The organism is Streptomyces sp. NPDC005181 (assembly GCF_040608395.1).
GTDB lineage: Bacteria > Actinomycetota > Actinomycetes > Streptomycetales > Streptomycetaceae > Streptomyces.
This window is the reverse complement of the sequence record NZ_JBEXID010000139.1, coordinates 1-11278: the sequence shown is the minus strand read 5'-3', so window position 1 is coordinate 11278 and position 11278 is coordinate 1. Positions and strand designations below refer to the sequence as shown.

6 protein-coding genes and 3 pseudogenes are annotated in these 11278 nt (G+C 69.0%); 3 read left to right on the top strand and 6 right to left on the bottom strand.

The features are described 5' to 3' along the window. Window positions 1-362: 362 nt before the first annotated feature. Complete coding sequence (locus tag ABZV38_RS37400; RefSeq protein ID WP_356333040.1) at window positions 363-4127, bottom strand: S8 family serine peptidase; 3765 nt, start codon at window positions 4125-4127, stop codon at window positions 363-365. A gap of 609 nt (window positions 4128-4736) precedes the next feature. On the opposite strand from ABZV38_RS37400, the gene ABZV38_RS37395 reads away from it, so the two are divergent. Continuing rightward, the gene (locus ABZV38_RS37395) at window positions 4737-5741 is read left to right on the top strand and encodes a LuxR family transcriptional regulator (protein WP_356333038.1); all 1005 of its coding nucleotides are present in this window, start codon (window positions 4737-4739) and stop codon (window positions 5739-5741) included. Between the two features lie 567 nt (window positions 5742-6308). On the opposite strand, the pseudogene ABZV38_RS37390 reads toward ABZV38_RS37395, so the two are convergent. Then, window positions 6309-6551: pseudogene (locus tag ABZV38_RS37390) on the bottom strand (transposase); the annotation flags it as partial. Window positions 6552-6632: 81 nt separating this feature from the next. On the opposite strand from ABZV38_RS37390, the gene ABZV38_RS37385 reads away from it, so the two are divergent. Continuing rightward, window positions 6633-7127 (top strand): DUF6221 family protein, encoded by a 495-nt coding sequence (locus ABZV38_RS37385; protein ID WP_356333036.1) that lies wholly within the window; start codon window positions 6633-6635, stop codon window positions 7125-7127. Window positions 7128-7196: 69 nt separating this feature from the next. Here the strand turns inward: ABZV38_RS37385 and ABZV38_RS37380 are convergent, their stop codons facing one another. Beyond that, window positions 7197-8159: an SDR family NAD(P)-dependent oxidoreductase gene (locus tag ABZV38_RS37380; protein ID WP_356333034.1), complete on the bottom strand. Its 963-nt coding sequence runs from the start codon at window positions 8157-8159 to the stop codon at window positions 7197-7199. A gap of 92 nt (window positions 8160-8251) precedes the next feature. Between ABZV38_RS37380 and ABZV38_RS37375 the strand changes: the two are divergent. Continuing rightward, window positions 8252-8502, top strand: a pseudogene (locus tag ABZV38_RS37375) (transposase); the annotation flags it as partial. A gap of 502 nt (window positions 8503-9004) precedes the next feature. Here the strand turns inward: ABZV38_RS37375 and ABZV38_RS37370 are convergent. From ABZV38_RS37370 to ABZV38_RS37360, 3 genes and pseudogenes are all read right to left on the bottom strand, one after another. Continuing rightward, window positions 9005-9121, bottom strand: a pseudogene (locus tag ABZV38_RS37370) (phosphodiesterase); the annotation flags it as partial. Window positions 9122-9584: 463 nt separating this feature from the next. After that, complete coding sequence (locus ABZV38_RS37365) at window positions 9585-10511, bottom strand: CU044_5270 family protein (protein WP_356333032.1); 927 nt, start codon at window positions 10509-10511, stop codon at window positions 9585-9587. Then, window positions 10508-11113: a sigma-70 family RNA polymerase sigma factor gene (locus ABZV38_RS37360; protein WP_356333030.1), complete on the bottom strand. Its 606-nt coding sequence runs from the start codon at window positions 11111-11113 to the stop codon at window positions 10508-10510. Before ABZV38_RS37360 ends, ABZV38_RS37365 begins: the two co-directional genes overlap by 4 nt. Window positions 11114-11278: the final 165 nt, after the last annotated feature.

Genomic DNA, 11278 nt, shown 5'->3' with positions numbered 1-11278 from the left:
CCAGCCAGAACTACACCATCCATACCGCCATCACGTTCTTCGAGCACGGGCTCGAGAACCGCTCACGGAGGTAAACGCAACGGTGTTGACTTCATGTTGCTCTTGCCACTCAACCTGGACTACTTCCTCCGGGACCAATCCGTCCCAGTATCAGGCTGTCCAGTTCAGAGGGGGAACTTCAGTCCACCGCCACAGCCGCGACCAGGCGGAGGCCAGATGATCGATTCCAAGGGGTGCGTACGGGCATGAGAACGAGGGCATCCAAGATCGTCTTATGACGAACAACCCAGATGCCCTCGTGCGGCCCTCTGTCCGCGGTCTCCACCGCGGACAGGGGCCCTTTCGTCAACCGCCCGCCGTCGCTACTTCAGACCGAAGGCGCGGATCAGGGTCTGGCTCACGCTGTTCCCCTTCGTGTCCCGCGCGGTGGTGCGCAGGCTCGCGAAGCGGGCCCGGGACGGCGCGTCGAGCTGCGCCTTCCAGTTGTGACCCGACTGACGCAGCGTCGCCTTGTGCCAGGTGGCTCCGTCGTCGTAGGACACTTCCAGCGCCACCATGCGGATCTTCCCCGCGCCCGTCGCGCCCTTCAGGTGCGAGGGGGTGACCGTCAGCCCGGTCCGCCGGTGCGCCTTGCCGGACAGGTCGGTGGGCACCGCGTAGTCGAGCTGCACCAGCGGCAGAGGCGTCATAGCCGTGTAGTCCGTCGTGTTCGTGCTGGAGGTGAACCCCCACTCGGTACGCGTACGGGTCGAGTACGGGCGGTCCGGCAGGTTCCGTTTGCCCTCCACCACGATCCGGTAGGGCAGCGGGTCCGGTGACAGCCCCTCGGCAGAGAGGATGCGCTCGTTGAAGTCCTCGCCGAGCAGCTGGTCGCCCTGGTAGAGCGAGATCTTCGTCGTGTCGGCGGCGATCCAGGCGCCGCCCCCGTGACCGCCGGAGTCCCCCCAGGCAGGCAGCAGCGACGTGTTGATGATGTCGCCGGTCCGGTAGGGGGCCCGCCAGATGATGCCGTCGTTCAGCAGCCGCGGGTGCTGGATGGGGGAGAACCAGGTCTCGCTGGTGGTGCTGCGCGGCTTGTACGAGCGCCCCGCGCCCCCCTGGTAGAGGTCACGCATGCTGGCGGTGGGGACCCAGCGGGTGTCGGGGCCCGCCGAAACCCAGGACGTCAGCGTGCCCTGGGCCGCAACCGCCGTCGGCTGGCTGAACATGGGGCTGTCGAAGATGACGGACACATCCTCGCGGTACTGGACGGCCTCGCCCTGCACGGTGTTGCGGAACGACTCGTCGATCCGGGCCAGTTCGCCTGGGCCGGGCCGGTAGGACGGATCCCGGGGGACCGCCCCGTCGTGGTGGCGGACCAGGTCGTAGACGTAGCGCGGATACGGGTGCGAGACCACCTTCAGCGTCGCTGTACCGGGCTTGCGGATCTGGCTCAGCAGCCGTGCGCTGTCGTCGGTGCCGAGCGAGGCCACCGGCAGTGGGGCGGCGTCGGGCAGGTGCGCCCAGGGGTCCAGCTTTCCGTAGCCGTCGTTCAGGATCAGCAGCTGCCTGGCACCGGCCTGTGCCGCGGCCGCGGCCTGGTCCGGGGCGGACACGGTGTCGCTGCGGCGGACGACCGCCACCTGGCCGCGCACCTTCAGCTTGCGGAACTCCGCGGCCGAGCCGTTGCCGGCCCACACGGCCCGGTAGCTTCCCGTGCCCTCCGGCAGCTTGGGGGACAGGCTCTGGATGACGACGTCGTCGTAGGTCTGCGAGCCGGCGGAGAACGTCAGCGGCGGCTGGATCTGCCGCCAGCGGGTGGCGAAGATGTACGAGCCCTTCGTCACCTTCGGTGTCGGGGTCACCCAGAGGCTGTTGTACCGCCAGTAGTCGGGCATGTAGCTGTCCAAGAACGGGAACAGGCCGCTGTTGGTGCGGTACTGGTCCACCCTCATGAACTGGTTGGCGGTCGGCTGCGGGGTGAAGGCGGCCGCCTTGCGCAGGTCCGCGGCGTCGAAGCGGACAGTGCGGTCGGTGTCGAGGTCGATCTGCGGCGCGGAGAACACGGCGGCGCCCAGCGTGTGCGTGCCGTCGATGCCGGGCACGTCGGCGTACATCCACGCCGAGTAGGTGCCTGGGGACAGGTGCAGGCTCATGCGGCCCGAAGCGTCGATCTCGTACATCTTGGGCGTGGTGTTGCGCTCGACGTCCTTCAGGATGAGGATGCCGGGCAGGGCGGCCCCGCGACGGTCCTTGGCCGTGACCGACAACGTTGCCCGCTGGCCCTCCTTGTTCACGCCGACCGGCGAGCGGGTGAGAACCGTGCCGTCGGCGCCGGTGGCGACGAGCCGGTCGGAGTAGGCGGCGTTGTCCTGTGCCGCGTCGAGGTGGGTGATCACGCCGACGGTGGCGGTGCCGTGCGCGGGCACGGTCAGCCGGGTGTCGGTGAGGGCGAGCAGGCCCTCGGGCAGCTGGCCCTGGCTCAGGGACAGGTCCACGGTGACCGGCTCGGCGCCGGTGTTGGTGTACGTGACATCCTTGCGGACGGTCTGGCCCGGCGTGTACGGGTAGTGGGCCTGCGCGAACGCGTTCCCGGAGGCGACCAGCGTGGCCTTCACTGCGGCGGCGACGTCGAGCCGCCCGTTGCCGGCCGCGAAGGGGCTGTACCGCTCGGTGCTCGAGACGGTGCTGACCAGGGCGTCCTTGAGCTGCTGCCCCGTCCAGTCCGGGTGCTCGGCAGCCAGCAGTGCGGCTGCACCGGCGACGTGGGGGGTGGCCATGGAGGTGCCGCTCATCGTCTGGTAGGCGCCCTCGCCCTCCGGTGCGTACTGCGAGCGCGCCGCCAGCACGTTCACACCCGGGGCGGTCAGATCGGGCTTGATGGCGTTGTCGCCCTTGCGGGGGCCGCGGCTGGAGAAGCTCGCCAGCTGGTCCACGCCCTTGCCCGGGCCGTTCACCGCGCCGACCGTCAGCGCGGCGTCCGCGGCGCCGGGGGCGCTCACGCTGTACGGCGCCGGGCCGGAGTTGCCGGCCGCGATGACGAACAGCGCCCCGGTCTCCTCGCTGAGCCGGTTCACCGCCTGGCTGAGGGGGTCGGTGCCGTCCGTGGGTTTGCTGCCCAGGCTCATGCTGACGACCTTGGCGTGCTGGTCGCGGGCGGCCCACTCCATGCCCGCCAGGATCCAGGAGTCCTGCCCGCTGCCCAGGTTGTTCAGGACCTTGCCGATGTGCAGCGAGGCGCCGGGGGCGACGCCCTTCTCGGTGCCGCCGGAGGCGGCGCCGGTGCCGGCGACGGTGGAGGCGACATGGGTGCCGTGTCCGTGCCGGTCGGTGACGTCCTGGTCGGGCACGAAGCTCTCCGTCGCCGCGATGCGGCCGGCGAAGTCCGGGTGTGCGGCGTCGATGCCGGTGTCCAGGACGGCGACGTCCACGCCCTGCCCGGTGTCCCCGCCCGCCCAGACCTCGGGGGCGCCGATCTGCGCGGTCGTGTCGGACAGCGTGGCCTTGACCTTCCCGTCCAGCCACACCTTCGCGATCCCGCCCGTCAGCGCCGCCGGCGCCGACCCCGCTTTCCGGTACTCCGCGGACCGCGCCGCGGCACCGGTGAGCGAGGTCCAGAAGTCCGCAGCTCGCGCGTGCTTCGCGGAGAGCGCCGCGCCCTGAATGCTGCTCAGGGCCAGGGTCCTGCTCGCCCCCTGCGGGGTCTTCATGGTCCGGGAGCGGGCCGCCGCGTCGGTGTACGTGACGATCAGCGGCAGGTGATCGCTGCCCGCGTCGTCGTACCCGTCCGCGAGCAGCTCGGTCACGTTGAACAAGTGCTCGTCCAGAACCCCGGACGCGATGTACGGCACCGCCGCCTCGGGATACACGTAGGTGTCGTCGCCGACCGACATGACATGGGCGCCGCCGACCCTGCCGTGCGGATCGGTAACCGACGTGACCGAGTGCTTGCCGCCGCTCCCGGACACCGTGACCTTGTCACCGGTGATGAGCGTGACGGTGCGGACCGTCGCGGGCTGGGCGTCGGCGATTGTGTGGGGGGATGGGGACGTCGCAGTGGCGTCGGCCGACGCGGCAGGACCGGTGGCCGTCAATACCACCAGGGCGGCGACGGCGGCTGTCAACCCGCGTCTGCGGGACGGAGGCATACGCAAGGGAACCTCATGAACTAGATGGGTAGCAGTCCTTGGCAGTCAGCCATCCGTTCGTATCCCTGTAAAGTCAGTGCTTTGGCACTTCTCTGCCACGTCACCAAGTGGACATGGCGCAAGTCGGCGCAATGATCTCCAAGCAGGACATGCTGCAAGGGGCGAGGAGTTGTCAGATTCCCAAGGAAGCCCAACCATGCAAGTCGGGCCGCCGCTGTCCTGCACGGTGCGGCCGGGTATGCCTCACGCGTATGTTACGCCCCAGCGAAAAACCGCAATGGCCGTAACCGCCGTTTACTTGGTGCTCTGACGGATCGTCACACCAGCCTTCCTGCCTTCGTCGACAGCCCGGCTGGACGCTGCGAGCAGGCATGATGCTCCGGATGTTCAGCCCGCACGCCGGGGCCCGGCGTCCTGGCCCTGGGCTTCTCGTCCCGGTAGCCGGGGTGGTGCCTCGAGTCGATCGAAGATGTCGTCCTTTGCGGCGGCAGCAGATCGAGGGACCCCAACTGGAGGCAACCGACGACAGGGGCCCGTTCCTCCGGCCACCACCACGGCTTGTATTTTCCTGATCGGCATCACACGAGCAAAGGCCAGAGGAGGAGAGTAATGATGGAAAACGACGCACCCTTGGAGTTGGTTGGACTCGATACAGAGGCGGAGGCTGTCTATCGCCATCTACTGGTGCGCGGTGGCGGGACTGTCGACGAGATAGTGGCGGCATTCGGACTGAGCTTCGAGCACGCGTTGGCCTTGCTCGAACGTCTGCACCACTCCGGGTTGGTCAGCCGTAGATCCTCAGGGGCGTTCCTCACGGTGGATCCCCGTCACGCGCTGCGGACACTGGTGGAGTCACGCGAGCGTCAGCTGGCTGCCGTGCGAGACGCGGCGGGGCCACTGGGTGCGATCTTCGACGACGCCAGGCGGTCCAGTACGGCCGAACCCGCCACCAGGACCATCAGCGGTCCGGAGGCGGTCGGCGACTGCTACTACCGCTTGAAGCAGGATGCGCGATCCGAGATCTGCGCCATGGACCGCCCTCCGTTCCTGCTGGCTCCGAATGGACCACTCGACGAGGCGGCGGTCCGGCGCGGGGTGCGGGTGCGTGTCGTCTACGCGGCTGCCAGTTTCGATGCTGAAGGCGGCTGGCAGGCGCTGGGCAGCCTCGTGTCGCGTGGGGAAGAAGCCAGGGTCGTGCCGGCGCTGCCCATCAAATTGGCGATGGCGGACCGGTCGGCCGCGATGGTCTCGCTGAGCTTGTCAGCCGACAGCAACGAGTGTCTCTACACCGAAGCACCCCCCCTGCTGATGGCATTGACCGAGCTCTTCGAGCATTACTGGGCCATTGCGCCCTCACTGAGTGGGGGCCCCGACTCCGAGTCATTGCCGTCACCAGGGCCGTCCACGCAAGGCGACCAGACGCGGAAGCCCACCGACGAAGAACGGAACCTGCTTGCGCTCTTTGCTGCTGGGGTCAAGGACGACGCCATTGCCCGCCAGTTCGGGGTTTCGACACGGACACTGCGGCGGCGGATCCAAGACCTTTACGCAGAGCTGGGGACCACCAGCCGGTTCGGCGCTGGTGTCGCGGCAGCTCGACGCAACTGGGTTTGAGCGTCCTGGCCCCGTTCGGACCATTCGACACCAGACCCATACCGCCACCCCGAAGCCGCGTTCCTTCGATGTCCCGCCTGCCTCGCCGGTCACCGTGACCTGCTCAGGCGGAGCACAGGCAGGCCAAGCGGCTCGCCGCCCGAAGGCACGTCACGGCCCACTCAACGCTCCCGCCGGACCAGTCCATTGATCTGTGCGTGGGGTAGTGGCCCTATCAACGGGGCGCCGCAGCAGAGCAGAGACCCGGGCCCGCGCGGTAGGCCCGTTGAAGCGGATGGCGAGTGTGCTACCGCTACCCCGCAACGGCCCACGAAGCCGGAGCCGGCCTCTACGCTCCCACGTTCCCGAGGCGGGACGCGCGCACCGTACAAGAGCGCCAACGCCCAGGAGGTACCTGTGGCGGAATGGATGAAAGTACGCTGCCCCAAGCACCACGCCCCCACCGACCCGAACGCCATGAAGCGCTGGCTCGCCGAGGGTTACGAATCATCCGGTCCCGGCGAGACGTTCGACTCCGTCTCCGAGCGCCTCCTGGACCGACACTTCTCGCCCGCCCAAAGGGCAGCCCCGAAGCCTGCAGTTCTCGCGCCGCAACGCGGCTAGCTCCTCACGTTCACTACTGGTCAGGCCAGCCCGTTCACCCGCGTCGACCTCGGCCTGGTTGACCCACAGCCGAACTACGGCCTGGGTGAGATCGAAGTCCTTGGCGATCTGTCCGACCGAGCGGTCACCGCGACGGCACAGCTCGACGACCTCGGCCTTGAACTCCGGCGTGAACGAGCGGCGAGGGCGAGGCTTCTTCTTCCCCATGCTCTCCATGATGGACATCCTCCCGGGGCCGAAGCCCCTGATCTCCGATGTCCGTCAAAGCGGATCAAGCCCAATGTCCCCATGAATGAAGACCTGGTGACGTTCCTCAAGGCCCGGCTGGATGAGGAGGACAAGCTGGCCCGGCGCTGCAACGGTGACGAATGCGGGGAGTGGTCTGCCCACGGGCACACGGTCGACTTCTGGCAGGTGGATCTCTCAGGTTTCCACCCCACGATTGCCCTCCATGTGGCGCTGCACGACCCGGCCCGCATTCTGCGGAGATCGAGGCCAAGCGACGCATCCTGGCCCGTCGCGTCCTCAGTACGGCAGCGGGCGACCCGGAGTTGCCGTGGGACGACCGCCGCGACTGCCAGTTCGACGGCGCCCCCTGGCCATGCGACGACATGCTCGACCTCGCCTCGTCCTACGGCGATCGCCCTGACTTCCCCCGACAAGCCTGAGGCGGCACAGCCACACACCAGAGCGCATGACGGGTGCGCACACCCCGCAGGTCACGCCGACTACCTACTGAAGATCTTTTACGGGACATTAGGCCCGTACCTCGCGGGTCGTTGATTCGTATGGTGTGACCGGCCCGGGGCCGGCTGGCCACAGACCTGAAACGGTGACCCGCGACGTCCGGGGCTAGGTTGCCGCCGCGAAAGCGTCGACGCCCGTGAGGTCGGCCGACAGCGCCCACAGGCGCGCGGCCTGCTCGGGGTCGGTCGCGTGTGCGTGCACGCCGCCTTCCGAGCCGTCGCCGGCCGGCTCGGCTATGTCGCAGTCCTCGCAGTACACGCCGCCCATGCCCGCTAGCTGGGGGGAGGTCGCCGCCCATACCTGCGTCGCCGCGCCCTGCCCGGGCGTCTTGAAGGTGGGATCGGTCGGGTTGCCGTTCTCGTCGATCCAGCCCGCGTCGACCATCTCCGCCTTCGCAAGGTGGCGCTGCAGCGGGGTGAGGATGCTGCCCGGATGCAGCGCGAACGCTCTGACTCCGGCGTCGCGGCCGAGCGCATCGAGCTGCACGGCGAACAGCACGTTCGCCGTCTTCGCCTGCCCATACGCCTGCCATCTGTCGTAGCCACGCTCGAACTGCACGTCGTCCCAACGCACGCCGGTGATGCCGTGGGCGCCGGAGGACACGGCGACCACGCGCGCGCCACCGCGGGCGATCGCCGGCCAGAGATGGTTGATCAGCGCGTAGTGACCGAGGTGGTTGGTGGCAAACTGGGCCTCCCACCCCGGGCCGACCCGCGTCTCGGGGCAGGCCATGACCCCAGCGTTGTTGATCACGATGTCGACCTTGCGACCCGAGGCCAGGAACCGCTCGGCGAAACCGCGGACGCCTTCGAGGTCGGACAAGTCGAGGTCGTCGGTCTCGACGCCGTCGATGCCCTCGACCGCCTCCTGAGCGGCCGCCCGTCGCCGGGCGGGGACCACGACGCGGGCTCCGGCACCCGCCAGGGCGCGGGTTGTCTCCAGACCAAGTCCCGAGTAGCCACCGGTGACGATCGCGGTGCTGCCGGACAGGTCGATCCCGCTCAGGACGTCGTCCGCGGTGCTCCGGGCACCGAAGCCCGATCCGATCTTGTGCTGAGGTGTCGTCATGACGGAGACGCTAGATGCTGGACCGCGCTCTAGGTCAAGGGCCGGTGACGGCGAACGTCCGGGTCCAGCCGTTGCGTCTGTGCTAGATCACCACAATCACCGACGGTGGCTATCCCGGTACCGGACTTGTCATGCCCCATAGGCGGCGCAAGGGCGAAGGTCTGCCCGGCTGGACGGAAGCCCACAACAAGGCCCGCAAGCAGGTCCCCGCGCCCGAGTCGAGCACGTCTTCGCCGGCATGAAGACCTGGAAGATCCTCCGCGACTGTCGCCTCAAAGGTGACGGCGTTCACCACGCCATGCTCGGCATCGCACGCATGCACAACCTCGCCCTCGTCGGGTAGGCGGGCGGTGGGCGGCCAGCAACGAACAGTCACGTCAAGCCGACCCAAGAACCATTTACGGGACAGCCCTTAGTCCAGTAGACGCCGCGGGAAGGTCCAGAAGCAGCACACGGTCCGAATACGCGCAGAAGGTCGCCAGTACTACGTGGCCACGGGCCTCACCTGAGAGCAGGCGGCAGGCTGGGCAGCCGGCAGCGATGGGGGAGCAAGTTCAAGCGGCTCGACATGGAGGACCTGCGCCGGCTGCCGTGGAACCGCGGCGGGCGACCGCGCTGCTGGCGTGCGGGGCGCGCGGCGCGCTGATGCCCACACCGTGTTCGTTGATGGCCTGGCACGCAGCGAACTTGAGGGCTTCCAGGCCCCGGAGTCCCAGCTCGAACACCACGGGATCAGCATGGCCAGGCTGCCTCTGGGGGTGGCGACCAAGGGAAGGACCGCCACCAGGAACCCGGCGAGGGCGTAGGGATGGACCACGATGCCTCCGGGCCGTGCGCGCGGGGGATCAGAGCACGACGCGGTAGTGGGTGGTCAGGCGCCGGCCGTCGTCCAGGACGTGGAAGGCAAGGCCGGGCGGCTGGTCGCGGTCTGCGGCGTGATCGCCCTCCCAGGGCATGCGCACGTCGTTCAGCTTCGTGATCTCGGTCAGCAGCGAGTCCAGCCCTACCGCGCCCGGGTCCCGCTTCAGCGAGGCGAGCAGCGTGCATCCGGCCGCGGATGGCGTTCACGGAGAACCGGTGCGGCCTGCTCGGCCTCGGACAGGACCTGGTGCTCACCCGCCCGTCGGCCTGCCACTTTGCCGACCAGTCCACGGCCTTGACCGGTACCTTGAACAGGGCGGCAACCTCCACCCGGTCCCGGCCCTCGACCAGTGCGGACACCGCCAGCAACCGCACCGCCTCCTGCGCGTCCGGCGACCACGTCCGCGCATCCCCCACCAGCTCACTCAAACACCGTCAACGAGCCTGAACCCAACGCATTTCGGATCAAGTAGGAAGAGCGGCAGGCCGGATCGGGGTTCCCGCGCGGACGGGGGTGCGGGTGCACGCACTCCCGTCCGCGGGCCCCGGCTCCCGTCCGGTGGTTCAGCCGATCTTGTCGACCGGGCCGACCTCCAGGTAGGTGGCGCGGGAGTCCGGCATGCCCTTGGCCGTGTCGTACGACTCCAGGAGCTTGCCCGACTCCGGGTCGATCACGAGTCGGGTCGTGCGGGCCGGCAATGTCGTCCTCTTGCCTGTGGCCGGGTCCTCCATCCATCCCGGCCGACCGGTGAACTTCACAGCCGTCCCCTTGCGGCCCTTGGTGTCCTCGACCTGGCCGATGAGCTTCACACCCTCGGTCCTTGCCATGATCTTGAAGAGTGCCGCGCGCACCTCCGGGGCGAGTGGGGCGTCCTGGAGCAGGGCCGGCACCTTGCCGAAGGCGTTGTCACCGAGCCGCCTCTCCAGTGCGTCCGGGTCCGTCGGCAGGCTCTCCAGCTGCTTCCAGGTGAGGAACTCGTCGCCCACCGGCCAGGCCTTCAACTTGCCGCCGGGAAACGGCTTCTGGATGTTTCCGTCGGGGTTCCGGGACCAGAAGTGCCCCTCACGGTCGAACCACGAAGTCGACTGACGCAGCCCGTCGTCCTCGTTGTCGACCTCGACGTGCACCTTCCAGTACGGCGCATCCGTCTCCGGCGCGCCCGCGACCGTCGCCGCCATCCTGTTCAGGAACTCCGCCGCGGACGCGGACGCCGGCGGCTTGCTCTCGCCGACCCCGATCACCGGATACGCCACCGCGCCCGCGGCGATCGCCGTGACCGCTGCCGCCGCGACGAGCAGACGCCGGCTGCGTGACTGCTTCCGCCGAGGCGCTTCCAGGGGTACGACGACGGCGCCCGCCGAAACCTGGGCGCGTGCCGCTTCCACCACCTGGGCCGAGGGCGGCTCGACGCGTCCCGCCGCGATCAGGTCGTCCGCGCCCGGGAAGTCGAGCACGTCGATGGAGCCGTGGATATGTGCGTTGTCGGTCATGCCAGGTCTCCAGTCATCCGGATGCGGGTCTTGGCCGGGGCGAGCGCCGCGTGCGCCCGCAGTCGGCCGCGGGCACGGTGCAGCCGCGAACGTGCGGTGCCCGCGGGGATGCCGACCACCGTGGCGGCCTCCGTCGGGGTGAGCTGCTCCCAGGCGATCAGCAGCAACAACTCCTTTTCTTCGTAGGGGAGTTCGCTGATGACGCGGCAGAGCTCGGGCGCGAGCGCGGATGCGTCGAGCCGGTCGTCGACGGCCGCCCAGTCCATGACGTCCGCGTCGGACGGCAGCCCCGGACGGTCCTGGGCGAGCCTGCGCCAGTGCGCGGACAGCACGTTCCTGGCCACACCGAACAGCCAGGCACGGGCCGAGCCGCGCGCCGGATCGAAGTTCCGTCTGGCCGCGTACGCCTGGAGCCACAGCTCGGCGAGCAGGTCGTCGGCGGCGACGGGTGCGCGGCGGGCGAAGTAGCCGTGCAGGGCGGTGGAGTGCCGCGTTACCAGCGGCTCGAAAGCGGCCGGGTCGTGCGCGGAGCGCGCCAGCGAGTCGTCGTCCCCCGCCCCGGTCAAGTCCCGGGTGCCCCCGGTGTCCCCGTTCTTGCTCACGGGCCCTCCCTCTCGACCACCGGTCGGCGGTCTCACCCGGTACTTGTCGCCTGCGCGCCGGAGCGTTCGGACGCAAACATTCAGTTGGTAATCGGAGCGTGATCGTTCCGGCCGCCTCATCACGCTTGGTGGTCGTCGAGTTGGGCCGTCGCGGTGTGGTTGGAT

What these genes read in the sequence shown, in the direction of transcription:
- ABZV38_RS37400 (WP_356333040.1), bottom strand. Translation starts at nt 4,127, where the DNA reads ATGCCTCCGTCCCGCAGACGCGGGTTGACAGCCGCCGTCGCCGCCCTG.
- ABZV38_RS37395 (WP_356333038.1), top strand. Translation starts at nt 4,737, where the DNA reads ATGATGGAAAACGACGCACCCTTGGAGTTGGTTGGACTCGATACAGAG.
- ABZV38_RS37385 (WP_356333036.1), top strand. Translation starts at nt 6,633, where the DNA reads ATGAATGAAGACCTGGTGACGTTCCTCAAGGCCCGGCTGGATGAGGAG.
- ABZV38_RS37380 (WP_356333034.1), bottom strand. Translation starts at nt 8,159, where the DNA reads ATGACGACACCTCAGCACAAGATCGGATCGGGCTTCGGTGCCCGGAGC.
- ABZV38_RS37365 (WP_356333032.1), bottom strand. Translation starts at nt 10,511, where the DNA reads ATGACCGACAACGCACATATCCACGGCTCCATCGACGTGCTCGACTTC.